24 protein-coding genes and 1 tRNA gene are annotated in these 25,485 nt (G+C 71.1%); 7 read left to right on the top strand and 18 right to left on the bottom strand.

Annotated elements, in window-relative coordinates; translation table 11 throughout:
- Window positions 1-74 precede the first annotated feature (74 nt).
- Complete coding sequence (locus tag ACIBEJ_RS31235) at window positions 75-1,217, top strand: sensor histidine kinase (RefSeq protein WP_397186446.1); 1,143 nt, start codon at window positions 75-77, stop codon at window positions 1,215-1,217.
- A 25-nt stretch (window positions 1,218-1,242) separates the two neighbouring features.
- On the opposite strand, the gene ACIBEJ_RS31230 is transcribed toward ACIBEJ_RS31235, so the two are convergent.
- Window positions 1,243-4,563: an AfsR/SARP family transcriptional regulator gene (locus tag ACIBEJ_RS31230; protein WP_397186445.1), complete on the bottom strand. Its 3,321-nt coding sequence runs from the start codon at window positions 4,561-4,563 to the stop codon at window positions 1,243-1,245.
- 63 nt (window positions 4,564-4,626) lie between these two features.
- Here ACIBEJ_RS31230 and ACIBEJ_RS31225 point away from each other — a divergent pair, with 63 nt between their 5' ends.
- A complete protein-coding gene (locus ACIBEJ_RS31225; RefSeq protein ID WP_397186444.1) occupies window positions 4,627-5,484 on the top strand; it encodes an NAD(P)-dependent oxidoreductase in 858 nt (285 codons plus the stop codon).
- Here the strand turns inward: ACIBEJ_RS31225 and ACIBEJ_RS31220 are convergent.
- The gene (locus tag ACIBEJ_RS31220) at window positions 5,481-6,857 is read right to left on the bottom strand and encodes a cystathionine beta-synthase (protein WP_397186443.1); all 1,377 of its coding nucleotides are present in this window, start codon (window positions 6,855-6,857) and stop codon (window positions 5,481-5,483) included. The genes ACIBEJ_RS31225 and ACIBEJ_RS31220 overlap by 4 nt on opposite strands.
- Before the next feature lie 127 nt (window positions 6,858-6,984).
- Here ACIBEJ_RS31220 and ACIBEJ_RS31215 point away from each other — a divergent pair, with 127 nt between their 5' ends.
- The 4 genes from ACIBEJ_RS31215 to ACIBEJ_RS31200 all read left to right on the top strand — a co-directional run bounded on the left by ACIBEJ_RS31215 (window position 6,985) and on the right by ACIBEJ_RS31200 (window position 11,108).
- Window positions 6,985-7,968 (top strand): SGNH/GDSL hydrolase family protein, encoded by a 984-nt coding sequence (locus tag ACIBEJ_RS31215; protein ID WP_397186442.1) that lies wholly within the window; start codon window positions 6,985-6,987, stop codon window positions 7,966-7,968.
- A gap of 60 nt (window positions 7,969-8,028) precedes the next feature.
- The gene (locus tag ACIBEJ_RS31210; protein ID WP_397186441.1) at window positions 8,029-9,369 is read left to right on the top strand and encodes a PQQ-binding-like beta-propeller repeat protein; all 1,341 of its coding nucleotides are present in this window, start codon (window positions 8,029-8,031) and stop codon (window positions 9,367-9,369) included.
- Between the two features lie 44 nt (window positions 9,370-9,413).
- The gene (locus ACIBEJ_RS31205) at window positions 9,414-9,785 is read left to right on the top strand and encodes a hypothetical protein (protein WP_397186440.1); all 372 of its coding nucleotides are present in this window, start codon (window positions 9,414-9,416) and stop codon (window positions 9,783-9,785) included.
- Between the two features lie 75 nt (window positions 9,786-9,860).
- Window positions 9,861-11,108 (top strand): acetyl-CoA C-acetyltransferase, encoded by a 1,248-nt coding sequence (locus ACIBEJ_RS31200; protein ID WP_397186439.1) that lies wholly within the window; start codon window positions 9,861-9,863, stop codon window positions 11,106-11,108.
- A 399-nt stretch (window positions 11,109-11,507) separates the two neighbouring features.
- Here the strand turns inward: ACIBEJ_RS31200 and ACIBEJ_RS31195 are convergent, their stop codons facing one another.
- From ACIBEJ_RS31195 to ACIBEJ_RS31185, 3 genes are all read right to left on the bottom strand, one after another.
- Window positions 11,508-11,918 carry a PPOX class F420-dependent oxidoreductase gene (locus tag ACIBEJ_RS31195; RefSeq protein ID WP_397186438.1) on the bottom strand — a complete coding sequence of 137 codons (411 nt, stop codon included), beginning with the start codon at window positions 11,916-11,918 and terminating at the stop codon, window positions 11,508-11,510.
- Window positions 11,919-12,008: 90 nt separating this feature from the next.
- On the bottom strand, window positions 12,009-12,242 hold the full coding sequence (locus tag ACIBEJ_RS31190; protein WP_157249374.1) for a DUF4287 domain-containing protein: 234 nt from the start codon (window positions 12,240-12,242) through the stop codon (window positions 12,009-12,011).
- Window positions 12,243-12,399: 157 nt separating this feature from the next.
- Window positions 12,400-13,182: a Bax inhibitor-1/YccA family protein gene (locus ACIBEJ_RS31185; RefSeq protein ID WP_397186437.1), complete on the bottom strand. Its 783-nt coding sequence runs from the start codon at window positions 13,180-13,182 to the stop codon at window positions 12,400-12,402.
- A 140-nt stretch (window positions 13,183-13,322) separates the two neighbouring features.
- On the opposite strand from ACIBEJ_RS31185, the gene ACIBEJ_RS31180 reads away from it, so the two are divergent.
- Window positions 13,323-13,976, top strand: coding sequence for a class I SAM-dependent methyltransferase (locus tag ACIBEJ_RS31180; RefSeq protein ID WP_397186436.1), 654 nt, complete (start codon window positions 13,323-13,325; stop codon window positions 13,974-13,976).
- A gap of 56 nt (window positions 13,977-14,032) precedes the next feature.
- Here the strand turns inward: ACIBEJ_RS31180 and ACIBEJ_RS31175 are convergent.
- The 13 genes from ACIBEJ_RS31175 to ACIBEJ_RS31115 all read right to left on the bottom strand — a co-directional run bounded on the left by ACIBEJ_RS31175 (window position 14,033) and on the right by ACIBEJ_RS31115 (window position 25,420).
- Window positions 14,033-14,105 (bottom strand) — tRNA-Leu (locus ACIBEJ_RS31175).
- A gap of 49 nt (window positions 14,106-14,154) precedes the next feature.
- A complete protein-coding gene (locus ACIBEJ_RS31170) occupies window positions 14,155-14,679 on the bottom strand; it encodes a peptide deformylase (protein ID WP_397186435.1) in 525 nt (174 codons plus the stop codon).
- 85 nt (window positions 14,680-14,764) lie between these two features.
- Entirely contained in the window at window positions 14,765-15,277 is a 513-nt protein-coding gene (locus tag ACIBEJ_RS31165) for a glycine cleavage system protein R (protein WP_397186434.1), read from the bottom strand.
- A gap of 26 nt (window positions 15,278-15,303) precedes the next feature.
- Window positions 15,304-16,620, bottom strand: coding sequence for an NAD(P)/FAD-dependent oxidoreductase (locus tag ACIBEJ_RS31160; protein WP_397186433.1), 1,317 nt, complete (start codon window positions 16,618-16,620; stop codon window positions 15,304-15,306).
- A 94-nt stretch (window positions 16,621-16,714) separates the two neighbouring features.
- Complete coding sequence (locus tag ACIBEJ_RS31155) at window positions 16,715-17,509, bottom strand: uracil-DNA glycosylase (RefSeq protein WP_397186432.1); 795 nt, start codon at window positions 17,507-17,509, stop codon at window positions 16,715-16,717.
- Window positions 17,510-17,540: 31 nt separating this feature from the next.
- Window positions 17,541-18,536: a hypothetical protein gene (locus ACIBEJ_RS31150; RefSeq protein WP_397186431.1), complete on the bottom strand. Its 996-nt coding sequence runs from the start codon at window positions 18,534-18,536 to the stop codon at window positions 17,541-17,543.
- On the bottom strand, window positions 18,533-18,862 hold the full coding sequence (locus ACIBEJ_RS31145; protein WP_397186430.1) for a PadR family transcriptional regulator: 330 nt from the start codon (window positions 18,860-18,862) through the stop codon (window positions 18,533-18,535). Before ACIBEJ_RS31145 ends, ACIBEJ_RS31150 begins: the two co-directional genes overlap by 4 nt.
- A gap of 95 nt (window positions 18,863-18,957) precedes the next feature.
- Window positions 18,958-20,109: a hypothetical protein gene (locus ACIBEJ_RS31140; protein WP_397186429.1), complete on the bottom strand. Its 1,152-nt coding sequence runs from the start codon at window positions 20,107-20,109 to the stop codon at window positions 18,958-18,960.
- A gap of 172 nt (window positions 20,110-20,281) precedes the next feature.
- Window positions 20,282-21,229, bottom strand: coding sequence for an exopolyphosphatase (locus tag ACIBEJ_RS31135; protein WP_397186428.1), 948 nt, complete (start codon window positions 21,227-21,229; stop codon window positions 20,282-20,284).
- Window positions 21,226-21,714 (bottom strand): DUF501 domain-containing protein, encoded by a 489-nt coding sequence (locus tag ACIBEJ_RS31130; protein ID WP_397186427.1) that lies wholly within the window; start codon window positions 21,712-21,714, stop codon window positions 21,226-21,228. Before ACIBEJ_RS31130 ends, ACIBEJ_RS31135 begins: the two co-directional genes overlap by 4 nt.
- Window positions 21,704-22,117: a septum formation initiator family protein gene (locus tag ACIBEJ_RS31125; RefSeq protein ID WP_397186426.1), complete on the bottom strand. Its 414-nt coding sequence runs from the start codon at window positions 22,115-22,117 to the stop codon at window positions 21,704-21,706. Before ACIBEJ_RS31125 ends, ACIBEJ_RS31130 begins: the two co-directional genes overlap by 11 nt.
- 72 nt (window positions 22,118-22,189) lie before the next feature.
- On the bottom strand, window positions 22,190-23,467 hold the full coding sequence (gene eno / locus ACIBEJ_RS31120) for a phosphopyruvate hydratase (protein ID WP_397186425.1): 1,278 nt from the start codon (window positions 23,465-23,467) through the stop codon (window positions 22,190-22,192).
- Between the two features lie 66 nt (window positions 23,468-23,533).
- Complete coding sequence (locus tag ACIBEJ_RS31115; protein ID WP_397186424.1) at window positions 23,534-25,420, bottom strand: WD40 repeat domain-containing serine/threonine protein kinase; 1,887 nt, start codon at window positions 25,418-25,420, stop codon at window positions 23,534-23,536.
- Window positions 25,421-25,485: the final 65 nt, after the last annotated feature.

The raw sequence follows: 25,485 nt of genomic DNA, 5'->3' as shown, positions 1-25,485 counted from the left end.
GTCTGGTCTGCGGCGTCCGCACTCGGCCGAACGGTTGATACGGGTGCTCCGACTTCCGGCTTAGGCTCGGTGCCGTGGGGGACAACAAGCGCTTCGTCTACTGGATCCGCAGGCTCAGCGAGATCGCCATGATCGGCTGGCTGGGCCTGATGCTCCTGATCGACGTGGTCGCCGCCGTCAGCGTCGGCGGCGCCCAGTGGCTCGTGCCCTTCTGCGGGATCGCCGGCATCGCCGCCGTCCTGACCAGGCGCGACTACCGGGTCCAGGGCTTCACGTTCCTGCTGGCCTTCAGCTTCGTCACCTCCACGCTCATCAGCGGCACCCACCTCGACGGGCTGCCCGGCATGACGGAGTCGGGGGCGTTGCTCCTGCTCACGATCGGCGTGCTGCGCAACGTCGAGCCGGTGCGCAAGGCCGCCGCCCTCGCGCTGCTCTCCCTCGTGGTCCTGCTGGCCGAAGCCTTCGGCCGCGACTACCAGAACGCCGGCCTGGTCTTCGCGTTCGTGCTGTTCGCCGGGTGGTCGCTGGCCGCCGGCGTGGGCGGCTACCTGCGCTTCCAGCAGGAACGCCGGTCCGAGGCCGTCTTCTCCGTACGCCGCGCGGAGCGCCTGGAGCTGGCCAGAGAGCTCCACGACCTGGTCGCCCACCACATCACCGGCATCGTCGTCCAGGCCCAGGCCGCCAAGACCGTCGCCGAGATGAAGCCGGAGGCCGTCGTGCCCGCCCTCGACGCGATCGCCGGCGCCGGGGCGGAGGCGCTGACGTCGATGCGCCGCCTGGTCAGCGTGCTGCGCGCGGAGGACGAGGCCGAGCGCAGGCCCGGCACCTCGCTGGCCGACCTGCGCCTGCTCACCGAGCGCTTCTCCGCCAGCGGGCCGAAGGTGGCCTTCGAGATCGGCCAGGGCGTCGGCGACGGCACGCTGCCGCCCGAGGTCGTCACCACCCTGCACCGCGTGCTGCAGGAGGCCCTGACGAACGTGCGCAAGCACGCCCCCGGCGCGGCCTGGATCGAGGCCGACCTGCGCGCGTTCCCCGGGCTGGTCCGGCTGCGGGTACGCAACTTCGGCTCGGCCGCCGACCCCAGGGTGGCCCGGCTGGGCGGCGGCTTCGGGCTGGTGGGGATGGCCGAACGGGTGGAGGCGCTGGGCGGCAGGCTGTTCGCCGGCCCCACCCCGGAGGGCTACTGGGAAGTGATCGCCGAGTTCCCGCTCGGCTGACCCGCGCTCCGGGACCGGTTTCTCTCTAGCTCACCGGCTTCTCGCCCAGGTGGTCGGGGAGTTCCCGTTCGCCCGCGCGGAAGGCGGCGGCGAAGGCGCTCGCGTCCAGGGTGGTCCTGATCCTGGCGGTGACCCGGTCGACGTCCAGCCGCTCCCCCTCCGGCAGTGGAGCGCCGACCGACTCGCGCATGGCGGCAGCCGTACCCAGGTGACGGGCGGCCTGCTCGGCGCGGCCGGCCAGGGAGAGCGCGCCCGCCAGCCCTTCGAGCGCCAGCGCCACCGCGCGCGGGTCACCGGTGGCGACGGCGGCCGCGTAGCCCTCCTTCTGCCTGGCCAGCGCGGTCTCTGCGGCACCGCGCTGCTCGGCGGCGAAACCCAGCTCGGCCAGCGCGAACGCGGTGCCCGCGGTGCCGCCGACCTGCCGTAGCCAGGCGAGCCAGGGCAGCAGGTGGTCCTCGGCGTCGGCGAAGCGGCCCTGGCGGCGCGCGCTGATCGCCAGCCCGGTCACCGCGTGCTCCTCCGCGGCCTTGACCGACTGCTCGACCGCCAGCGCGCGGGCCCGCTCGTGGTAGTCGTCGGCGCGCGCGTAGTCGCCCTCCAGCAGCGCCACCCTGCCCAGTCCCGACAGCTTGAACGGCGAGGCGATGCCCAGCTCGGCCGCCAGGCGCAGCTCCTCCTCGCGCAGCCGGGCGGCCCGCGCGTAGTCGCCGCGGATCTCGGCCGCCATGTCGAGCGCGTCCATGGCCTCGGCCTGGCCCCAGCGGTCGCCGAGCTCGCGGAAGATCTCCAGGCTGCGGGCGCCGTCACGCTCCATGGCCGCCAGGTCGCCGCGTCCGACCGCCAGCTTGGCCCGCAGCGCGAGCGCCGCGGCCACGCCCCAGCGCTCCCCCATCGCGCCGAACGCCGCCAGCGCCTTCTCCACCTGGTCGTCGTGGACGGCCAGGTCGCCATAGGCCCACGCCACGTGGCTGAGGAACCAGTCGTGCACCGCCCGCCCCAGCGGGTCCAGGTCCGCGTACGGCACCGCCTCCGGCCGTTCGCCGATCACCTTGGTGAACCCGGCCAGCCAGGTGGCCGCCATCGCGCTCTCCCCGGCCGGTCCGCCCCTGGTCAGGGCGTAGGCCAGCGACCTGCGCGCCTCGCCCAGCCGTCCGCGCAGGAACCAGTACCACGCCATCGCGTTGACCAGCCGCAGCGGCCGCGGCCCTTCGAGCGCCAGGCGCAGGTTGCCGCTCTCCTGGTCGAGCCGTTCCAGGCAGTCGCGCTGGCCGTGCCCGCGCAGGTCGGCGCGTTCGGCCAGCGCCGTGTAGTAGAGCGCGTGCCGTTCCCTGACCAGCTCGTACTCGCCCGCCTCCCGCAGCCGTTCCATCCCATAGGCCGCCACCGACTCCAGCAGCCGGAACCTCGGCCCAGGCGTGACCAGCGAGCGGTCCACCAGCCTGGCCAGCAGGTCGAGCACGTCGTGGCCGGGCTCCGCGCACACCTGCTCCGCCGCCTCCAGCGTGCACCCGTCCGCGTGTACGGCCAGCCGCCGCAGCACCAGCCGCTCCGGCTCGCTCAGCAGCTCCCAGCTCCAGTCGATCATCGCCCGGAGCGTCCGCTGCCGCGCGGGCGCGTCCCGCATGCCGGTGTTGAGCAGCCGGAACCGGTCGTCCAGCCGCCGGGCCAGCTCCTCCGCCCCGAGCGCCCGCACCCGGGTCGCGGCCAGCTCCAGGGCCAGCGGGATGCCGTCCAGCCTGCGGCAGATCGTGCGCACCGCCGGTCCGGGCTCGATGCCCGCCCGTGCCGCGAACAGGTGTGCCGCGTCGTCCTCCGCCAGCGGCGGCACCACGTGGACGCGCTCCCCCGTCACGCCGAGCGGTTCCTGGCTCGTGGCCAGCACGCGCAGTTCGGGCGCGGCCTTCAGCAGGGTGGCGGCGAGCTGGGCCACCTGGTCGACCAGGTGCTCGCAGTTGTCCAGCAGGAGCAGCGCCCGCCTGCCGCTCAGCGCCCGCGCGATCCTCGGCTCCAGGGGCTGCGAGGAGTCGTCCCGCACCCCGACCACGGCCGCCAGCACGTCGGCCGGGTGGGCGGTCCCGGCCAGCTCGGCCAGGTAGACCGGGTCGGGGTGGCGACGGGCCGCCTCCAAGGCGAGGCTGGTCTTGCCGACCCCACCTGGACCCGTCAACGTGACCAGCCGATCACGCCCCAGCAGCGCGGCGACCCGGGCAAGCTCCGCATCCCTGCCGACCAGCGGAACCAGCGCCGCAGGCAACCCCACCCCGACCTGCTCAGGCTCCTGACCTCCCGACCCCTGACGCCCTGCGCGCCCCTCGGAGCCCGCACGCCCCGCGCGCTCCCCCGGGTCCTGACGCCCTGCGCCCGCCTCCGGCTCCTGGCTCCTTGCGCGCCCCTCCGGAACCTCGCGCCCCGCGCGCGCCCCTTGGTCCTCGCGCGCCCCTTGGTCCTCGCGCGCCTCTGGGTCTTCGCGCCCTGCGCGCACCCCTGGGACCCCACGCCCCTCCGGATTCTCGCGTCTCGCGCGCACCCCCTGGTCCGCGCGCGCCTCCGGGTCCTCGCGCCCCGCGCGTGCCTCCGGGTTCTGGGGTTGTGCGTGTCCCAGGTCTCGGTGGGGCTCGGGGGGTGGGGTGGGGTGGAGGCCGGGGTCCTGGCGGAGGATCTTGGTGTGGAGGTCGGCCAGTTCGGGTGAGGGGTCGAGGCCCAGGTCGTCGGCCAGGCGGTCGCGGAGGTCGGCGTAGGTGGCCAGGGCCTCGCTCTGACGGCCCTGGCGGTACAGGGCGCGCATGTGCACCGCCCGCAGGCGTTCGCGCAGCGGGTGCTCGGCGACCAGGTCGCTCACCTCGACCGGCTCGCCGAGGGCCAGCCGTACCTCGGCCAGTTCTTCCACGGCGGCCAGGCGCAGCTCTTCGAGGCGCGCGCTCGCGGGCCTGGCGAAGGCGAGGTCGGCGACGTCGGCGTAGGCGGGCCCGCGCCACAAAGCCAGTGCCTCCCCCAGGAAGGCGGCCCGCTCGCGGGGCGGGACGGCACGGCGGTCGAGCAGTTCCTCGAAGCGGGCCGCGTCCACCCGCGCGGCCACGATCCGGTAGCCGCCGGGCCCGAGCACGACCAGGCCGGGATCGCCCAGCGCCCGCCTGAGCTGCGAGACGCGGGCCTGGAGGGTGCCGGTCGGGTTGCGCGAGGGCCGCTCGCCCCACAGGTCGTCGATCAGCCGGTCGGCCGAGACGGGGCGGCCCTGGTGGACGAGCAGGTCGGCCAGGAGCGCGCGTACCTTGGGCTCGGCCACGTGCAGCGGCTCACCGTCGTCGCCCCACACCGCCAGCGGGCCCAGCACCCCGAATCTCACCACGTACCGATTAAACCCGTAGCCGGTCCGTGGAGATTCCGTGGCGGGTCCTCGCAGGGTGGAGCCATGACGACTCAGGTGACAGTGGTCGGCCTCGGGCCGATGGGCGCCACGATGGCGCGTACCTTTCTCAAGGCCGGTTTCGACGTGACCGTGTGGAACAGGACGGCCGCCAAGGCCGACCCCCTGGTGGCGCTCGGCGCCAGGCGGGCCGAGCGGCCGACCGGCGACCTCATGGTGATCAGCCAGATCGACTACCAGGCGATGTACGACAGCCTCGACGGCGTGGACCTCGACGGCAAGGTGCTGGTCAACCTCAGCTCCGACACCCCGGAAAGGCTGCGCGCGGCCGCGGCGTGGGTGGCTGCGCGCGGCGGCGTGCTGATCACGGCGGGCATCATGGTGCCGCCGCCCGGCATCGGCGAGCCCGGCTCGTTCGCCTTCTACAGCGGGCCGCGCGAGGTGCTCGACCGGCACAGGGCGACGCTCGCGGCGCTGGGCGAGGTGGTCCACGTGGGCGCCGACGAGAGCCTGGCGATGATGTACTACCAGTCGCAGCTCTACGTGTTCTGGTCCACGCTGACCGCGTTCATGCACTCCGCCGCGCTCCTGGGCAGCGCGGGTGCGAAGGCGGCCGAGTTCCTGCCGTTCTTCCAGGGACTGATCGGTTCGATGGCGGGCGACGGCCCGATGGGCTACCTGAAGATCCTCAGCGAGGAGATCGACGCCGGCGTCTACCCGGGCGCGGAGAACAGCCTCCACATGCAGGCCGTCGGCATGGAGCACGCCCTGCACGCCTTCCGCGACGCCGGGCTGGAGACCTCCGTCCCGGCGGCGCTGAAGGAGCTGTTCGCGCGCACGGACAGGGAAGGGCACGGCGCCGAGGGCCTCGGCGCCGTGATCGAATCGATCAAGAAGCCCTAGTGGGCGGAGTTGGCCAGGAAGGCGAGCAGGTCCTGCCGGGTGAGGAGCCCGGCGGGCTTGCCGTCCTCCAGGACCACCGCGGCGTCGGCCTTCTCCAGCGCCTCGACCGCCCGCGCCACGGGCTCGCCGCCGCCGATCGTGGGCAGGGGCTGCGACATGTGCTCGGCGATCGGGTCCTCGGCCTTGAGGCGGCCCCGGTAGAGCGCCTCCAGCAGGTCGCGCTCCACGATCGAGCCGACCACCTCGGCCGCCATGACCGGCGGCTCCTCCTTCATGACCGGGAGCTGTGACACCGAGTACTCGCGCATGATCGCGATCGCCTCGCCGACGGACTCGTGCGGGTGCACGTGCACGAACTCCGGCAGCCCGGCGCCCTTGCGGGCCAGCACGTCGGCCACCAGCCCCTCGTCGGAGGAGGTGGTCAGGAAGCCGTAGTCGGCCATCCAGTCGTCGTTGAAGATCTTCGACAGGTAGCCGCGCCCGCCGTCGGGCAGCAGCACCGCCACCACGTCCTCGGGACCGGCCTTGGCCGCCACGCGCAGCGCCGCCACGACCGCCATCCCGCACGAACCGCCCACCAGCAGCCCTTCCTCGCGGGCCAGGCGGCGGGTCATGTTGAAGGACTCCTTGTCGGAGACCGCGATGATCTCGTCACAGATCGTGGTGTCGTAGGTGGCCGGCCAGATGTCCTCGCCCACCCCTTCCACCAGGTACGGCCGGCCCGACCCACCCGAGTAGACGGAGCCCTCCGGGTCGGCGCCGATGATCTTCACCCGGCCGCCGGAGACCTCCTTGAGGTAGCGGCCGGTGCCGCTGATCGTGCCGCCCGTGCCCACGCCCGCGACGAAGTGGGTGATCCGGCCCTCGGTCTGCTCCCACAGCTCCGGCCCGGTGGAGTGGTAGTGGGAGTCGGGGTTGTTCTGGTTGGAGTACTGGTCGGGCTTCCAGGCGTTGGGGATCTCCCTGGCCAGCCGGTCGGAGACCGAGTAGTAGGACTCGGGGTGGTCGGGCGAGACGGCCGTCGGGCAGACCACGACCTCGGCGCCGTAGGCACGCAGCACCGCGATCTTGTCCTGGGCGACCTTGTCAGGGACCACGAAGACGCACCGGTAGCCCTTCGTCTGGGCCACGATGGCCAGGCCGACGCCGGTGTTGCCCGAGGTCGGCTCGACGATGGTGCCGCCGGGCCGCAGCGCTCCCGAGCGCTCGGCGGCCTCGATCATGCGTACGGCGATGCGGTCCTTGACCGAGCCGCCGGGGTTGAAGTACTCGACCTTGGCGAGCACCTGGGCAGGCAGTCCCGCGGATACCTTGTGCAGCCGGACGAGCGGGGTGTTCCCCATGAGCTCGACCAGGGAATCGTAAACGCGCACCGAGGTGTTCACCTTCTTTACCGAAGCTTGGTCAGCTTGCCAGGCGCCGAGATCCCCAGGGGGTGGCGGGCGCTCGGCTAGTTTCAGACAAACGCTACCGCCAGTGGGCTCGAGGGGGGCACGCTACGTGATCTGGACACCGGGGGTGGCGCGGGCGGCGCGGAAGATCGCGGCCGCGGCCGCGCTCGGCGGCGGCGGGCTGACCGCGCTGGGAGCCACGGCCTACGGGCTGCTCATGGCGGAGAGCCTGGTCGCGCGCAGGATGATCGGCCGCCCGCACGGGATGGAGGGGCCGCCGTCCGACGGCGTGTACGGGGACTTCTCGGGCGAGCCGGTCCGGCTCGTCATGCTCGGCGACTCGACCTCCGTCGGGCTGGGCATGACCGACGCGGCCAAGACGCCGGGGGTGTTGCTCGCCCATGGCCTGGCCGCAGTGGCCGAGCGCCCGGTGCGGCTCGACGTCTTCGGCCGTTCCGGCGCGCCCTCCGCGGAGCTGGGCGAGCAGGTGGACCAGGCGCTGCGGGTCCGTCCCGAGATCGCGGTCGTCTTCGTGGGCGCCAACGACGTCACCACCCAGACGCCGCCGGCGGTGGCGGTGCGGCATCTGTCCAAGGCGGTGCGCCGGCTGCGCGAGGCGGGGGCCGAGGTGGTCGTGGGGACCTGCCCGGACCTGGGGACCGTACGCCCGCTGGCGCAGCCGTTGCGCTGGGTCACCCGGCGGTGGAGCCGCCAGCTCGCCGCGGCGCAGACGGTGGCGGTGGTGGAGGCGGGCGGCAGGACGGTCGCCTTCGCCGACATCCTCGGTCCCGAATTCGCAACAAATCCGGGCGAAATGTTCGGACCGGATCGTTTCCATCCATCTGACCGAGGTTACGCACAGGCCGCTTACGCGGTGCTACCTTCTGTATGCGCTGCGTTGGCGTTGTGGCCCGAGCCGCGACCCGTCCGTGGCGAAGAACTGCAACCGATCTACCTTGCGGCGGCCACGGCCGCGGAGGAACCCGGGACCGAGGTCACCGCGACCCGGGTCGCCGGGCGGGCGACCGGCCCCTACGGAAAGTGGGTGACGTTGTTCCGCCGGCGGCTGGGAGAGCTGCTCAACGACGCCTGACCCCGGTCACCCTCCGAGGCCGAGCCGCCACTCCCCGTCCCCGCTGGAGATGGATAGCCCGTGCTCCGACCTCTCACGAAACCGGCCCTCGCCCTCGCCGTGCTCGCCGCCGCAGGATGCTCCGGCAGCGACGCGGCCACCGCCGAATTCCCGACGTGGCACAACACCGACGTCAACGCGGTCAGCCGCATGGCCGCCGCCGCGGGCGTCGTCACGACCACCTCCATGAAGCCCGACGGCAGCCTTGAGACCGTCGCACTCGACCAGAAGACCGGCAAGAAGCTCTGGCAGTACCCGGCCACGATGGCCGGCCGCCTGCCCGGCATGGGCGTCTCCGCCCCCGCGATCGTGCCCGCCGCCGACGGCCGCCCGGTGGTGGTCGCGCTCGACCCGGCCAAGAAGTCCCGGTGGAACGCCACCCTCGTCGCCCGCGACGGGCGCACCGGCCAGCAGAAGTGGGCCCGGCCCGTGCACTCGACGTTCGGGGCCCAGCGCTGCGGGCCGTACGTCTGCGTGTCCGAGCACACCGCGCTGAGCGGCGCCCGCTTCGTCGTGCTCGACCCGAGCAGCGGCAAGACCATGTGGAAGCTGCCCGGCCTCGCCGAGGTCGAGTGGTCGGACGCCAGCCGGGTCCTGCTGCTCAGGCTCGCGGCCAACCCCATGATCGAGTCCTACGAGCTGAAGACCGGCAAGCTCCAGTGGCAGCAGCCCCTTGAGCAGGCGCTCGGCCCCGGCATCGACATGTCGGGCGGCTGGGCCTTCGGCGCCACCGGTGACAACCTGACGGGCTACGTCGCCCCCTACACCGACCCGCGCACGAAGAAGGTCTCCACGTTCGGGCTGTTCTCGATGCGGATCAGCGACGGCACCGTCAACTGGATGCGGCCCTCGGTCGTCCGCGTCTACCCGAGCGGCAACCCCGGCTACGCCCCGGTCGTGCGCCCGGTCGACCAGCAGGGCGCCTACGGCGGGTTCGCCCGCCTCGACTCCGCCAGCGGCCGCGTCGTCGGCCAGATCACCACCGCCCAGGTGCCGGGATCGGGCTGGTGGCTGGCCTTCCCCGACCGCATGGACAAGCTCGGCTTCCTCAAGCACAACACCAAGGGCACCACGTACGACCTGGCCTCGGGCAGGGCGCTGCCGGTCGAGGACGCGACCGGCTGGAGCTTCTGCGTCACCGACCCCAAGCCGCTGCCGCTGCGCGGGCAGGCGACGGGCTTCTACTCGGTGGCCGCGGTCTGCGAGTACGACCTGGCGGCGGGCAAGCGCGTGCCCGGCTCGTCGGCCCCGCCGTCCTGGTTCACCGGCAGCCAGGACGGGTGGCGCATGTGGCGTGACGAGAAGGGCGCCGCGCACGGCGTCAACGACGGCACCCCCGACGCCCCCGGCATGTACGGATAAATCCCCGGGCTGGCTCCTGTCGCCCGTTGGGTAGGGTCACACGCATGAGACGACTCACGGCCGTTCTCGCTGCGGTCGTCCTCTGCTCCGGGTGCAGCACGATCCAGGAGGCAGGAGCCATCCTCAGCGCCACGGAGGCGTGCGACGAGGCGGCCAAGGTCGCCGACGAGCTCCTGACGAAGATCCCGAGCCTGACGGGCGATCCGCCCGCGCTGGACAAGGCCCTCGACGCGGCGGCGGACCGGCTGAAGAACCTCGGCGTCGAGTCGGGCAACGCCACGCTCAACGACGCCCTGGGCTCGCTGGCCCGCTCCTACCAGGAGATCGAGGTCACGGACCCGGCGGCGGCCGTACAGAAGGTGCGCTCCGAGACCACCGCCTCGCTGCAGGTCGTCACCCGCGCCTGCGCCTTCTGACGACCCGACCCTACAAGCCCCTCCGACCGGGACTGAAATATAGTTCTAGGGAATGCCAACCGAGGAGGGGCTCCCATGCCTGAGGCTGTCATCGTCGCGACCGCACGCTCGCCGATCGGCCGTGCCTTCAAAGGGTCGTTGAAGGACATCCGTCCCGACGACCTGACCGTGCAGATGATCAAGGCGGCGCTGGCGAAGGTGCCGCAGCTCGACCCGGCCACGATCGACGACATCATGCTGGGCTGTGGCCTGCCCGGCGGCGAGCAGGGCTTCAACATGGGCCGCGTCGTGTCGGTGATGCTCGGCCTGGACAACGTGCCCGGCACGACCATCACGCGTTACTGCTCCTCCTCCCTCCAGACGACGCGGATGGCCTTCCACGCGATCAAGGCGGGCGAGGGCGACGTGTTCGTCTCGGCGGGCGTCGAGGCCGTCTCGCGCTTCGTCAACGGCAACTCCGACTCGGTGCCGTGGCCCCAGGACACCGAGCAGCCCCGGCCAAGGCTCGAGAACCCGATCTTCGACGAGGCGCGCGGCAGGACCGCGACGTTCGCCGCCGGAGGCCAGACCTGGGAGGACCCCCGCCACCACGGGACGATCCCCGACATCTACATCGCCATGGGCCAGACCGCCGAGAACCTCGCCCAGCTCAAGGGCATCAGCCGGCGCGAGCAGGACGAGTTCGGCGTCCGCTCCCAGAACCTCGCCGAGAAGGCGCTGGCCGACGGCTTCTGGCAGAAGGACATCACCCCGGTCACGCTCCCCGACGGCAGCGTGGTCGGCAAGGACGACGGCCCGCGCGCCGGGACCACCTACGAGGCGGTCGCCGCCCTCAAGCCCGTCTTCCGCCCCGACGGCACGGTGACCGCGGGCAACTGCTGCCCCCTCAACGACGGCGCCGCCGCGGTGATCGTCATGAGCGACACCAAGGCCGCGGAACTGGGCATCACGCCGCTGGCCCGCATCGTCTCCACCGGCGTCACGGGCCTGTCGCCCGAGATCATGGGACTGGGGCCGGTGGAGGCGTCCAAGATGGCGCTGTCGCGCGCCGGGATGGCCATCGAGGACGTGGACCTGGTCGAGATCAACGAGGCTTTCGCGGCCCAGGTGATCCCTTCGTACCAGGACCTGGGCATCGACCTGGACCGCCTCAACGTCAACGGCGGCGCGATCGCGGTCGGCCACCCGTTCGGCATGACGGGCGCCCGCATCACCTCCACCCTGATCAACAGCCTCCAGCACCACGACAAGTCCATCGGCCTCGAAACCATGTGCGTCGGCGGCGGCCAGGGCATGGCCATGCTCCTGGAGCGCCTCTCGTAGCGGATCTGCTGCGGCTCTCCACTCCTCGGATCCGTTGTGGTTCTCACAACCCGCAGATTCCGTTACGGCGAAGCCACCCCCACGCCACCCGCCGCCGTCGGCGGGCGCCGATCGTGGGGGTCGCTTCTCACGTCGGACGTGGTCCCCACCGCAACGGCCACGTGAGCCGACACCTACGGCCTTCTAACCCTGCGGCCACAATCCCCTAACCCCACAGCCACACCCCGCCTGCGGTGCCGAAGCCAGCCAGCCCCTCTCACCCGGACGGCCCGGTCAGCCCGTTTCAGCCGCGCGGCCCGTCTCACCCGGGCGGCTCGGCCAGCCCGCCGTGCCGGACAATCCGGTCAGCCCCTCTCAGCCGGACGGCCTGGTCGGCCTGTTTCGGCCTGGGCTGGCTGGTCAGCCGTGGGTGTCGGGGCCGGCTCGGTTCAGGGTGATGCGGGCTATCACGCGGCGGTCGCGGATCATGGCGGCGCGGTAGTCGTCCCAGTCGGGGTGTTCGCCGGAGATGTCGCGGTAGTAGGCGACCAGGGAGTCCATGGCCTCCGGGAGGGAGATGATCTCCGCTCGCCCCTCGATCTGCACCCAGTCGCCATAGAAGCGGTCGGTGAACACGCACAGCGCGACCTCCGGGTCGCGGCGCATGTTGCGGGTCTTGGCGGCGGTCTCGCGGGTGCTGACGACGGCATGGCCGTCCGCGTCCACGCCCACGGTCACCGGAGACATCTGCGGGCGCCCATCGCGATGCCGGGTCAGGAGTACGGCGTGGTGGTGGCTGCGGAGGAAGTCACGTGCCTGGTCCAGGTCCATGGATACATGATCGCGCCTGCACGGCCCCGTGTCCGCACGTTCGCGCGCCCGTACCGGAGGCACGGGCGCGAAGGTTGGGGTTCGGGCTCTCTAGATGAAGCCCATCCGGTTACGGCGGTGCCGCTCGTGCTCGAACACGATCGCGGCGGCGTAGCCGTGGGTCAGCCCGTGCTCGTCGGCAAGCCAGTTGGCCCGCTCGTCGCACCTGAGGAAAGCCGGGCCGTTGTCGATGGCTTGGAACCACTCTGGGAGTTCGCGTCCCGTTATCGTCGGGACCCTGGCGATGAGCTTTGTCTGCGTCTCCGGTGAGTGGTTCAAGGACATGGGCACCTCCACGGATTCGGGTCCTTTGCTTGACACTGCATGACGAGGTCGTGAAGTGCAACCCCCAAATCGGAAGCGTTTTGTGACTTTGTGGTTGCGCACAGAGAAGGCCCCGCCGGGTGGCGGGGCCTTCGGTGATCGGCTGTGAGCTGGCGGATCAGTCGTCGCCGCTGAAGTAGCTCACGAAGCGCAGCACCTCGAGGTAGATCCAGACGAGGCTCAGCGTGAGGCCGAAGACGCACTGCCAGGCGAACTTCTCCGGAGCGCCCTGCTTGACGCCCTGCTCGATGGAGTCGAAGTCGAGCAGGAGGAAGAAGCAGCCGAGCAGGATCATCGCGCCGCTGAAGATGATGCCGATCGGGCTGTCGGTGCGCAGGCCGAGGCCGCCCGGCTCGAAGAACCCGACGATGAAGTTGACCAGCATCAGGCCGAGCGCGCCGATCGCCGCGGCGATGACGAACTTGACCAGCTTGGGGGTCACCCGGACGATGCGCAGCGTGTAGACGGCCAGGACGCCCAGGAAGGCCATCATGGTGCCGACCACGGCGTTGAGCACGATGCCGGGGAAACGCGCCTCGAAGATGCTGCTGAGCGCGCCCAGGAACACACCCTCGAAGACCGCGTATCCGAGGATGAGCGCCGGGTTGGTGCTCTGCTTGAACGAGGCGACCAGGCCCAGCACCAGCGCGATGATCGCCGAGACCACCGCCACGGCGATGGGCACCTCGAGGATCCAGGCCGCGCCCGCGGACGCGACCAGCACACCGAGCGTGATGAAGCCACGGATGACGACGTCATCGAGGGTCATCGCCCGACTGGCCGGCGGCGCGTACGCCGGCTGGTTGTACATGTCCTGCAGGTGTTCAGGCGTCGGCGACGTGCCTGCCCACTGTCCCTGTGTATTTCGGGTCTTGCTGAAAACGGGGTTCTTGCTTTGCATCGCTGCCTCCACGCTGCGACCAGTGCGGTCAGCCTAAGGGACCGAGCGTCGCAGAGGTCAACTCCCGCTCGGATCTATGTGCTTTCGAGATTTCCTTAACGAGTGGAGGACGGGTGTAGTTCCCGGGTTCACTGGGACTCGTGACGGTTCCGCGTGACTATGACGTCAACCCGCGTAGGTACGCGCTCGGGTCCAGCGCGCCCGGCGCCCGCGGCCTCTACGTACGGCTGGCCGAGCGCCTGCGCCCGTTCGCCAGGGTGCTGGACGTCGGCTGCGGCGACGGGCGGCTGAGGGCAGAGTCTCCCCAGGTCGTCGGCCTGGACGGGTCGATGACCATGCTGCGCGCGCACCCGGCGCCCCGGGTCCTGGGTGAGGCGACGGCGCTGCCGTTCCGTGAGGGGAGCTTCGACGCGGTCACGGCGGTGAACATGCTCTACCACCTTCCCGAGCCGCTCCTCGCCGTCCGTGAGGCGCGGCGGGTGCTGCGGCCGGGCGGGCTGTTCGTGGCCGTGACCCGCAGCCGCGCCGACTCGCCCGAACTGGCGGCGGTCTGGCGGCCGTCGGCGACCACGTTCGACGCCGAGGAGGCGCCCGCCCTCGTGGCGGAGGTCTTCGGGCGGGTGGAGGTCGAGACGTGGGACGCCCCGCTGATCACGCTCCGGGATCGGGAGGCGGTCCGCGACTACCTCGTCGGCCGGTTCGTCGACCCGGCGGACGCCGAGGAGCGGGCCTCCCGGGTGCGCACGCCGGTGACCCTGACGAAGCGCGGCGCTTACGTATATGGGAGTTCTTAATTACACAGAGAATTCACCCGGCGTGTCTTTGCAGGTCAGAGGCTGGAAATGGGCGGTGCCCCCGGCGGGATTCGAACCCGCACTACAACCCTTTTAAGGGGTTTGCCTCTGCCATTGGGCTACGGGGGCGCCGCAATCATACGAAAGGGACCATGCCTCCGAGGAGCACAACTTTGTATCAGGCGTCACAACTGTGAGGTCTGCGGTGAAGTGATAGCACTCCGGGCACTCTGTCCAGGAACAGCAGACCGTCCAGATGGTCCAGTTGGTGCTGAATACACCGGGCTTCGAAGGCATCTGCCTCGATCGTGACGAAGTCCCCCGAACCCGGCAATATCCCCTCGACCACGATGCGGGTCGCGCGGGGAACGTCCCCGGTCAGGCCGCCGACGGAGGCGCAGCCCTCGCGTCCGTCCTCCCAGCGGGACGCCTCGGCGAGCCTCGGATTGACCAGGACGGTCTCGCCCGCGGCCGAACGGCTGCGCGGGTGGCGGCGGGCGTCGAAGGCGATGATGCGCCAGGAGAGGCCGATCTGCGGGGCGGCGAGGCCGGCGCCCGAGGGATTCTTGCGGAGCGTGGCCAGAAGGTCGCCCGCCGCGCTCAGCACCGCGGGGTCGGCGGGTTCGACGGGCTCCGCCGTACGCGACAGGGTGGGGTGCGGCGCCCGGAGGATCTCTCTGACCGCGCCCTCACCGGCGGTCACCACACACTCCGGCGGGGCGGAAACGCGGCACGGGTCGGCACTCTGGCCTCCTGCGGTAGTTGGGTGGTGTGGAAATCCCCCGTCTTCACAGCAGATCCGGTTCCATCGGGCGGAAGGTGATCTCCGAGTCGAGCCCGGAGCCCACCGCGGCCAGGCGGCGCATGAGCCCGGCCACGTCCACCTCGGCGGGCAGGTCGACGTCGGCGATGAGCACGTAGAGGCGCCCCGTGAGCCGCGTGCTCATGCCGGTGATGTTGCCGCCGACCGAGGCGAGCACGGCGCTGACGGCCGAGATGATGCCCGGCCGGTCGGGGCCGTGGACCGTCAGCACGTAGCCGAGGCCGGTGCCGGGGCAGCCGAAGTCGCGCCTGGCCTCGACCGCCGAGACCGTCACCACCAGCTCCGGCTGCGACAGGTGGCGGCTGAGCTCGTTCGTGTCGAGTTCCCCCGACACGAGCAGCATCATCGCCACGTGACCCCCCAGGAGGGTCATCGTGGAGTCCTGGATGTTCGCTCCGCACTCGGCGAGCGCCCCTGTCACCGCCGCGATCACGCCGGGCCTGTCGACGCCTAGCACGGTCACCGCTGAGAGCCCCAACCCAGGATCTCCTTCTTGATCACGCCTTAGCGGCGCATGGTCGCCACCGCGGCCCTGAACCCGTCCCGCGGGTGCTCCATCTCGCCCAGCGAGATCGTCTCGCGCTTGAAGAAGAGCGCGAGAGTCCAGTCGACGACGACGCGTACCTTGCGGTTCAGCGTGGGCACCCGGGACAGATGGTAAGTGCGGTGCATGAACCATGCAGGGAATCCGCGAAGCTTGACCCCGTAGACATTGGCGACACCCTGGTGAAGGCCGAGTCCGGCGACCGATCCGACATACTTGTGCCGGTATTCGACCAGTTCCTGGCCGCGCAGGCTGCGGACGACGTTGTCGGCCAGAACCTTGGCCTGGCGGACCGCGTGCTGGGCGTTGGGCGCGCAGTACTCGCCCGGCGTGGTCACGTCCGGCACGCCCGCGGCGTCACCGGCGGCGAACGCGTCGCGGACGCCCTCGACCGTGAGCTTCGTGGTGGTCCTGATCCGCCCGCGCTCGTCGATAGGCAGGCCGCCCCCGGCCACGATGGGGCTGGGCTTGACGCCGGCCGTCCACACGAGCGTCTCGGCGTCGAACTCGGTGCCGTCCGAGAGCACCACGTGGCCGTCCACGCACGACTCCAGGCGGGTCTCCAGCTTGACCTCGATGCCGCGCTCGCGGAGCTGCTCCAGCGTCCACTTGCCCATCTCGGGACCGACCTCGGGCAGCACCCTGGCGGTGGCCTCGACGAGCACCCAGCGGATGTCGGCGGCCTTGATGTTGCGGTAGTAGCGGGTCGAGTGCTTGGCCATGTCCTCCAGCTCGGCCAGGGCCTCCACCCCGGCGAAGCCGGCGCCGACCACCACGAAGGTGAGCGCGCGGCGGCGTACCTCGGGGTCCTCGCTCGACTCGGCCACGTCGAGCAGGTGCAGGACGCGGTTGCGCAGCGCGATCGCCTCGCCGACGGTCTTGAAGCCGATGCCGATGTCGGTCAGGCCGGGGATCGGGAGCGTGCGTGAGATCGAGCCCGCGGCCATGACGATGACGTCGTAGGCGATCTCGCGGGGCGCGCCCTCCGGAGGCTGGAAGGTGACGGTGCGCTCGTTGTGGTCGACCTTGGTGACCAGTCCGTTGAGGATGCGCGCCTTGGGCAGCACCCGGCGCAGCGGGGCGACCATGTGCCGGGGCGAGAGGTTGCCCGCGGCGGCCTCGGGGAGGAACGGCTGGTAGGTCATGTAGGAGTTGGGGTCGATGATCGTGACGCGCACACTGCCGTCGCGCAGCTCCCTGCGGAACTTGCGCTGCAGCCGAAGCGCGGTGTACAGGCCGACGTAACCGCCGCCGACAATCAAGATGTGCTTGTTCATCTTGAAGCCCCATCCTCGTGGAATGCTTGTGAAAGCATTCACAAGCTTACGCCGACGCCTCGGTAAAACTCCAATCCTGGGGGCATGGCGCGCGTCACATCGACAGCTCGCGGGCCCTCGCGAAGACGTCGTCCAGCATTTCCGCGGTGACCCGGCCGGTGAAGGTGTTCTGCTGGCTGGGGTGATATGTGCCGAGCAGCGTCACCGGCGTCTCGCCGTAGGAGACCTTCACCTCGACGCCGTGCCCGAACGCCGACCGGGGGCGCGGCAGCTCGTACCCCGCCTCGCGCAACGCCGGCCACATCGCCTGCCAGGCGAATCCCCCCAGCGCCACCACGACCCGCACGCTCGGCGCGCACAGCGCCATCTCGCGGGCCAGCCAGGGGAAGCAGGCGTCCCGCTCCTCGGTGGCCGGCTTGTTCTCCGGCGGGGCGCAGCGCACCGCCGCCATCATCCGCGCGCCGATCAGCTCCTGACCGTCGCCGGCGTGCGTGCTGGTCTCCTGTACGGCCAGCCCCACCCGATACAGCGAGGCGAACAGCCAGTCGCCGCTGCGGTCCCCGGTGAAGATGCGCCCCGTCCTGTTGCCCCCGTGGGCCGCGGGAGCCAGCCCCACCAGCAGCACGCGGGGCTCGGCGGCGCCCCACCCGGCGATCGGGCGGCCCCAGTAGGTCTCGGACGCGAACGCGCGCCGCCGCACCTCGGCGACTTGCTCCCGCCAGGCCACCAGACGGGGGCACGCGCGGCAGACAGACTGCCTGGCGGCGAGCTCCGTGAGGGTGCCGCTGGTGGCGGCGAGGCGGCGCACGTCCGCGCGATCGTGGGCGACCGGAGTCTCGGCCGTGGCCGGGTCGCCGGGCCAGCCGGTGCCGGGAGGTACGAAGCTCATGACACCGATGGTGCCCGATCGGGCGAGTGCCTCAGCGACCGCGGGCCGGGGTGGGCGTGCCCGTGGGCGACTCCGAGGGGCTGGGCTTGCCCTCGGGCGACCCCGACGGGCTCGGCCGCTCCCTGGACGGCTTCGCGGAAGGCTCGGGGGCGGCGGTCGCCGTGGGCGGTTCCGTGGCCGCGGCCGTCGCCGCGCACGGCTTCACCGTCGGCGGGGTCACGACCTCGTTGCCCTGCGCGTCGAACTGGACGTCCGGCTCCTCCGCGACCAGAGGCAGCGGGAAGCGGTTCAGGACCGGCTCGCCGCAACTGCGGTCCACGCGGAAGCCGAACCGGTCGGGGTCGGTGGTGATCGGCTGGCCGTCCTGGTCGTAGAGCATGACGTCCGACAGCGGGGTGCCGTCCTTGGCGTAGGGCTTGATGTTGTAGACGCTGGCGCCGAACGCGGCGGGCTCCACGTCCACCGAGTAGTCGATGGGGAGCTGGTCGCGGTAGCTCCACGAGGCCGCGGTGGCGGCGCCACCCATGATCAGGACGGCGACCAGGGCGTTGGCCGCGATGGTGACCCCGCGCAGGAACCGGCCCGAGGCGTGCCTGCCGTACCAGATGGAGCCGAGGACCGCCCCGATCACCAGCAGGAGGTCCACCGGGTTGCCCGGCACGAGCCGAGCGGGGCCGATGACCGAGACCGCGCCCATGGCGACCACGTAGCCGCGCAGGACCCACCACCCGGGACGGAGCTGCGGCATGAAGGCGGCGGCCTCCTGGTAGGCCGCCTGGCGGCGCAGCCAGGCCAGTGCGCGGGCGCCGAACCTCTCGCGCCCGCCGGAGCTCTGTGGGCGGCCCCCGTAGGCGGCCACGAGCTCCTCGGCGTAGGCGGCGGGCGGCCCGAGCCGCTCTTCGAGCGGCAGCTCCGACTCCTCCGCGATCTCCCCGAGGTGGTCGTCAAGGTCTTCGAGGAGCTCGTCCCGATCGGGGTGATCGGCCAGAGCCTCGCGTACGGCCTGCGCGTACTGGGCCGGGGTCATCGTGCGCTCCCCTCCGTGAGCAGGTTCGCCATGGTGGCGGAGAAGGTGGTCCAGGTCTTGGTCTGCGTCGCATACATCGCGCGGCCGACCTCGTTGAGCCCGTAGTACTTGCGGTGCGGGCCCTCGTCGGAGGCGACCACGTAGGAGTTGAGCGCGCCGGCCTTGAACAGGCGGCGCAGCGTTCCGTACACGGAGGCGTCGCCGACCTCGTCGAGCCCGGCGTCCCTGAGCCTGCGCACGACGTCGTAGCCGTAGCCGTCACGCTCTCTGAGCACGGCGAGCACGGCCAGGTCCAGCACGCCCTTGAGGAGCTGGCTGCTATCCACGCGATGCACACTACTGCGCAATGCGTAATAGTGGCAACAAGAAGGCCGGGCGGCGCACGATTGGCGCCGCCCGGCTTCAGATCACCCAGGCGTGCTTAACGCTCGATCTGGGGAATCGGGGTGTTGGTGGGCGTCGGCGCCGGAGCGGCCGAGCAGCCCACGTACCGGTCGGAGGAGGAGTCGCCGTTGTTCGGCCCGGAGACCGACAGCGTGACGACGCCACCGTCGCGAGCGGCGCCCGTCAGGGCGTGCTCAGGCAGCGAGACCCGCTCGGAACCGCCGTGGTAGCCGAAGTAGGCGGTGCCACGGTGAACGGTGCTGCCGTTGACCGACCACGAGTACTCGACGCGGGCACGGCCGTTGGAGCTGACGGTGCCGGACGCGCTGACCTTGCAGTCGGTCTGGTTGGTGACCGCGGAGACGTTCGAGGCGGAGACCTTCACCGCCGGAGCCTCGTCCTTGCACCACACCTTGTAGTAGGCGCGGTTGGAGGACGTGCGGTCCGGGCCGAGGATCTCCAGAACGGCGGCGCCACGGTGGCTGTACCTCGGCGTGAAGCCGAAGTACACCTTGCGGGCGTCCCAGACCTTGACCTTGCCGTAGTCGACGACGTGACCGTTGAGGACCCAGCGGTAACGGACCCACGTCGGGTCCGAGACCTTGATCAGGCCGACAAAGTCGATCTTGTCGCCGGGGGTGCAGGGACCGACGTAGCGGTCAGGGCTCGCCCAAGCGCGCGCCCACACCTGCGGGTCCTTGTCCGTGCGGACCGGGCCCTTGTGGCAGTTGACGTCGAAGTAGCCCTTGCGGGAGGTCACCTTGCGGGGGCTGAGGACCTGGACGGCCTCCCAGCCCTTGACATCCTCGTCGAAGTCGATGCTCGTCTTGACGTTGATGTACTTGGTGCCCTTGCCGACCTTGACCGTCTTCACGCCGCTCTTGGAGCCGTCGCCGTGCAGCCACCGGTACGAGACCTTGGTGGCCTTGGACGACGAGACCTTGATGCGGGACGTCACGTCGATCTGGACAGGACAGGCGCCCTCGTAGGAACGAGGGCTGGCCTTCGGCGTCGTGACCGACACCTTGGGCTTGGAGGTCACCTTGCCGGCGGCCGTGGTGGCCTTTCCGGCTGAGGCGGTCGAGGCCGCGGATGCCGGGGTGGCCATGAGACCCGACACCATCGCGGCCAGCACGGCGGTGGTGGCGCCGAGCGCCGCCACCCTCCGCGCCAACACAGTGGACTTCATCTGAGAGTGCTCCATTCCGTGAGGAACTAGATGCGCTCGGGAACGGTCGCCACGTCGCCACCATCCGTGCACGACAATATGGCAAAGCCCCCGTAAAGCTTCCTCACTTAAGCACAGATCAGATTGCGGTCACAATACGAATCAAGCCCGGTAACGTACCGATTTCGCGACCTTATCGGGCGAGCGACCACGCAATTCCATCAAGGATGTCGTGCTCGCTGACGATGACCTGGGAAAACGCGAAGCGGCGCAGGACACGATCGAGTATCAGCGCGCCGGCCCCGATGACGTCGGCCCTGCCGGGGTGCATCACCGGCACGGCAAGACGATCACCATGCGTCATCGAAAGAAGTCTGCGGGTCACTTCATGAACCTGCTCGGCGGAAATCCGGGAGTGGTGAATTTTATCCGAATCATATGTCGGCAGGTCGAGGGCCATACCGGCGAGCGTCGTCACCGAACCGGCCAGTCCGACCAAAGTCCGGGCCTTCTGAATCGGTACAGAATCCGCCACCCGATCCAGCGCCGCCTCGATATCGGCGACCACGGATTCGAGTTCGGACGGCGTCGGCGGATCGTTCCTGACGTGCCGCTCGGTCAGCCGCACGCTGCCGATGTCGACCGAGATCGCCCCCTCGACCTCGTCGCCGCCCACGACGAACTCCGTCGATCCGCCCCCGATGTCCAGCACCAGGTACGGCGGCCGCGGCCCCTCGGGCAGCCCGGTCTCCGGAGAGAGCCTGGCCAGGCCCCTGGTCGCGCCGGTGAAGGAGAGCACGGCCTCCTCGTCCCCGCTGACCACCTCGGGATCGACGCCGAAGATCTCGCGCACCCCGTCGGCGAACTCCTGCCGGTTGGCCGCGTCCCGCGTGGCGCTCGTGGCCACCACCCGCGTCACCTCGGCGGCGTGGTGGTCGATCAGCTCGCGGTAGCGGCGCATGGCGTCGAACGTGCGCCGCAGCGCCTGCGGCGCCAGCCGTCCGGTCCTGTCGACGTCCTCGCCCAGACGGACGATCTCCATCAGCCGTTCGAGGTCGCGCAGGGAGTCTCCGGCCACGTCGGCGACCAGCAGGCGGACCGAGTTGGTGCCGCAGTCGACCGCGGCCACACGCGTGCTCATACGCACGGGCCGTCCTTCCACCACTCGCCGAGCGCGTCGAGCGCCTGCCTGCCGAACGGGTTGGCGCCCGGCACCGCCAGCTCGTGCGCGACCAGCGCGTGCAGGCACTTGACCCGCAGCGGCATGCCGCCGGTGCTCTGCATGTCGCGCGGCAGCGGCTCCAGGCCGTCGTCCTGGGCCGCCTTGTCGCGCCTGGCGACGTAGTCCTCGTGGGCGGCCTGGTAGGCGGCGGCCAGTTCGGGGTCCTCGGCCAGCCGCGCCTGCATCTCGCGCATCAGGCCCGAGCCTTCGAGCGTGCCGATGGCGGAGGTCGCCTTGGGGCAGGTGAGGTAGTAGAGCGTGGGGAACGGCGTGCCGTCGGGCAGCCGCGGCGCCGTCTCCACCACGTCGGGGTTGCCGCACGGACAGCGGTGCGCCACCGAGCGCACCCCTCTCGGCGGGCGGCCGAGCTGCCGGGTGACCGCGTCGATGTCGCTACTTTCCACTCTGATCCTTCGTCGGGGCCTTCTGCCCCTTGCCGGTGTCGGCAGCCTCGATGGACTCCCACAACGTCTGGTACCACGGCGGCACGTCGGCCTGCTGCTGCGCCGCCACCTTCTGCGGGCGCGCGTCCGGCCGGGTCACCACGTAGCACTTCTCGCCGGGGCCGCAGAAGTGCAGCCGCTCCTTGGCGGTGCGCTTGGCCCAGTTGGGGTCGCTGATGCGCCTGGACTCCTCGGCCAGCGCCTGCCGCTCCGCCTCGACCCTGGCCTTCTGCGCCTCCAGCTCGGCGATGTGGCGCCGGTTCGCGATGTACTCGCGCACCGGGTAGGCCAGGCTCATCGCGATCGCGCACACCACCACCGCGAGGATGGCGGCCCGTCCGGTCAGTTGCGGTCTCTTCGCCAATGCGTCCCTCCCGGGCTGTCGGGCCGTGCCGGTAGGGCCGGCGCCCACCGTGGACGCCGGCCGTACCCGAAACTAGCGCTGGAAGCGCGGGAACGCCGCGCGACCCGCGTAACGGGCGGCGTCGTCGAGGAGCTCCTCGATGCGCAGCAACTGGTTGTACTTGGCGACCCGGTCGGAGCGGGCGGGGGCGCCGGTCTTGATCTGGCCGCAGTTCACCGCGACGGCCAGGTCGGCGATCGTGGTGTCCTCGGTCTCGCCGGAGCGGTGGCTCATCATGCACTTGTAGCCGTTGCGGTGGGCCAGGTCGACGGCGTCGAGGGTCTCCGACAGGGTGCCGATCTGGTTCACCTTGACCAGCAGCGCGTTGGCGGAGCCCTCGCGGATGCCGCGCTCCAGGCGCTCGGGGTTGGTGACGAACAGGTCGTCGCCGACGAGCTGCACCTTGTCGCCGAGGGCGGCGGTGATGGCCTTCCAGCCCTCCCAGTCCTCCTCGTCGAGGGGGTCCTCGATGGAGACCAGCGGGTAGTTGGCGACCAGGTCCTCGTAGAAGGCGATCAGCTCGGCGGCGGACAGGCCCTTGCCGTCGATGGTGTAGACGCCGTCCTTGTGGAACTCGGAGGCGGCCACGTCGAGCGCGAGCGCGATGTCCTCGCCGGGCGTGTAGCCGGCCTTCTCGACGGCGACCAGGATCAGGTCGAGCGCGTCGCGGTTGGAGGGCAGGTTGGGGGCGAAGCCGCCCTCGTCGCCCAGGCCGGTGGCGTAGCCCTTCTCCTTCAGCACGCCCTTGAGCGCGTGGTAGACCTCGGTGCCCATGCGCACGGCCTCTTTGAAGCTCGACGCGCCGATCGGCGCGATCATGAACTCCTGGATGTCCACGTTGGTGTCGGCGTGGGCGCCGCCGTTGAGGATGTTCATCATCGGGACGGGCAGCACGTGCGCGTTGGGCCCGCCCACGTAGCGGAAGAGCGGCAGCTCGGCGCTGTCGGCGGCGGCCTTGGCCACGGCCAGCGAGACGCCCAGGATGGCGTTGGCGCCCAGCTTGGACTTGTTGGGCGTGCCGTCCAGGTCGATCATGATCTGGTCGATGATCCGCTGGTCCTCGGCCTCGACCCCGTGCACCTCGTCGAAGATCTCGTCGGTGACCGCGAGCACGGCCTTCTCGACGCCCTTGCCGAGGTAGCGCTCGCCGCCGTCACGCAGCTCGACGGCCTCGAACTGGCCGGTGGACGCACCACTGGGCACGGCCGCGCGGCCGGTGCTGCCGTCGTCGAGGACCACCTCGACCTCAACGGTGGGGTTACCACGAGAGTCGAGGATCTCGCGGGCGTAGACGACCTCGATGGTAGCCACGTCAAAGCTCCTAGAGTCGAAGGGCAGTTCGCCCCAGAGCCTATCGAGGTCTACCAGCCGGTACGGCTACCGCCCCGCAAGCTCCCAAACCGCCATCTCCTCCTCGGCTTTGGCCACCACGACGGACTTCCTCCCGTTGAACTGACCGATCGCCAGGGCGGTGGCCCGCCCGCTCGTGCCGGGCAGATTCCTGACCCGCTTGCACGTGCGCGGGTTCCACACCGTCAGCCCGTCGATGCCGGTGACCAGCGCCCCCTTGGTCAGCGCGAAGTCGTCGGTGGGCGTGCGCGAGAGCGGCGCCTTGGAGGGGATCTTCACCGTACACAGCCGCCGCTGCCGCGCCTGGTCGTACATCGTCACCCCGGTCCCCTCGACACGGACCGCGACCAGCCCGTCGCTCGCCTCGACGCCGGAGGCGGGCGCCCCCGCCTCGACCACCGCCGCAGCCGACTTGACCCCGGCCGAGGCCCACGGGTCGACGCGCTCCAGGACTCCCTTGCTCATGATCGTGAACACGTTGGTGCCGCTGCCCGCCCAGGCCACGTCGCGGACCGCCTGGCCCAGCCGCCACAGGCCCGCCTGCTTGCCGCTGGCCAGGTCCCATGCCTGCATGCGGCCTTCGGCGCAGCTCACGTACGCGGAGGCGCCCTGCCGCCCGGGAACGACGGACAGGGCCACCGGGCCCTTGGTCCTGCACGCCCTGATCGTCCGGACGGAGTTGCCCAGCGCGGGCTGCCACACGCGGATCGCGCCGTCGCCCGCCGACCACACGATGGCCTGCCTGGTGCCGATCTTGGTGAAGGCCAGCGAGCCGACGTCCGCGGCGCCCATCGGGACGGAGTTCATGATCTCTCCGCTGCCGGGGTTCCAGAGCTCGATGCGCCTGCCGGTCTCGTTGGCCGCGGCCACCACGCCCAGGTTGCTCTGGGCGCCGAACGCGATCTTGGAGATCTTGTTCTCGAAGTCGCCGAACGCCGTCATGCGCGGGCCCTCCGCGGCGGGCTCTCCCTGCTCGCCCCCGGCGCTCACCCCGGCGCCGCGCATCGTCAGCCCGATCGCGCCGCCGAACATCACCACGATGGCCACGCCCGCCACCGCCAGCCGGCGCCTGCGCCGCCTGACCCGCCGGACCGCGGGCCTGGTCGCCTCGCTCCTGGTCAGGGCCCTGAGGACGGCCGCCGCGTCCGGCCGGTGCGCGGGGACCTTCGCCAGGCACGAGGTCAGCACCGCTCGCAGCGGCTCCTCGACGCCGGACAGGTCCGGGGAGGCGTTCAGGATGCGGTGCATGACCGCGGGGATCGAGTCGCCGCCGAACAACGACGTGCCGGTGGCGGCGTAGGCCATGGTCGAGGCCCAGGCGAACATGTCGGAGGCCGGCGTCACGCCCTCGCCGGAGATCTGCTCGGGCGCCATGTAGCCGGGCGTGCCGACGACCGAGCTGGTGGCCGTGGTCGCCGACTCCGGTGTGCGCGCGACGCCGAAGTCGATCACGCGCGGGCCGTCGGGGCCCATGAGCACGTTGTTCGGCTTGAAGTCGCGGTGGACGATCTCCGCCTCGTGGATGGCGGCCAGCGACCGCGCGGTGGCCGTGGCCAGCGTCATCAGCGCCGCGCCGCGCAGCGGGCCGTTCTGGGCCACGTACTGCTGGAGCGAGGGCCCGTCCACGAACTCGCTGATCAGGTACGGCCGGTCGTCCAGGACCCCGGCCTCGATGACCCGGGCGGTGCCGTGGCCGGCGACCTTCTCCGCGGTCTGCGCCTCGGCCAGGAAGCGGCGTACCGCCCGCCGGTCGTTGACCAGCCGGGCGTGCAGCACCTTGACCGCCACCTGGCCTCGCTCGGCGTCCTCCCCCAGGTACACCGAGCCCTGCCCGCCGTCGCCGAGCACGCCTGTCAGGCGGTATCCCGCCACTTCACGAGGTTCGCCCGATCTCAGGCGGCGCACCTCAGCCATTCGTCACTCCCCCCGTACACCCCGGACGATCCTGACATCTCCCGCTTTATCCCGCCACTTGGAAG

The organism is Nonomuraea sp. NPDC050790 (assembly GCF_044456745.1).
GTDB lineage: Bacteria > Actinomycetota > Actinomycetes > Streptosporangiales > Streptosporangiaceae > Nonomuraea.
This window is presented reverse-complemented; position numbering and strand designations above follow the sequence as displayed.

Bases quoted from the DNA above. Each gene is read 5' to 3' on its own strand.
- ACIBEJ_RS31225 (WP_397186444.1), top strand. From the start codon at position 4,627: ATGACGACTCAGGTGACAGTGGTCGGCCTCGGGCCGATGGGCGCCACG.
- ACIBEJ_RS31205 (WP_397186440.1), top strand. From the start codon at position 9,414: ATGAGACGACTCACGGCCGTTCTCGCTGCGGTCGTCCTCTGCTCCGGG.
- ACIBEJ_RS31200 (WP_397186439.1), top strand. From the start codon at position 9,861: ATGCCTGAGGCTGTCATCGTCGCGACCGCACGCTCGCCGATCGGCCGT.
- ACIBEJ_RS31195 (WP_397186438.1), bottom strand. From the start codon at position 11,918: ATGGACCTGGACCAGGCACGTGACTTCCTCCGCAGCCACCACCACGCC.
- ACIBEJ_RS31190 (WP_157249374.1), bottom strand. From the start codon at position 12,242: ATGTCCTTGAACCACTCACCGGAGACGCAGACAAAGCTCATCGCCAGG.
- ACIBEJ_RS31185 (WP_397186437.1), bottom strand. From the start codon at position 13,182: ATGCAAAGCAAGAACCCCGTTTTCAGCAAGACCCGAAATACACAGGGA.
- ACIBEJ_RS31160 (WP_397186433.1), bottom strand. From the start codon at position 16,620: ATGAACAAGCACATCTTGATTGTCGGCGGCGGTTACGTCGGCCTGTAC.
- ACIBEJ_RS31155 (WP_397186432.1), bottom strand. From the start codon at position 17,509: ATGAGCTTCGTACCTCCCGGCACCGGCTGGCCCGGCGACCCGGCCACG.
- ACIBEJ_RS31150 (WP_397186431.1), bottom strand. From the start codon at position 18,536: ATGACCCCGGCCCAGTACGCGCAGGCCGTACGCGAGGCTCTGGCCGAT.
- ACIBEJ_RS31140 (WP_397186429.1), bottom strand. From the start codon at position 20,109: ATGAAGTCCACTGTGTTGGCGCGGAGGGTGGCGGCGCTCGGCGCCACC.
- ACIBEJ_RS31135 (WP_397186428.1), bottom strand. From the start codon at position 21,229: ATGAGCACGCGTGTGGCCGCGGTCGACTGCGGCACCAACTCGGTCCGC.
- ACIBEJ_RS31115 (WP_397186424.1), bottom strand. From the start codon at position 25,420: ATGGCTGAGGTGCGCCGCCTGAGATCGGGCGAACCTCGTGAAGTGGCG.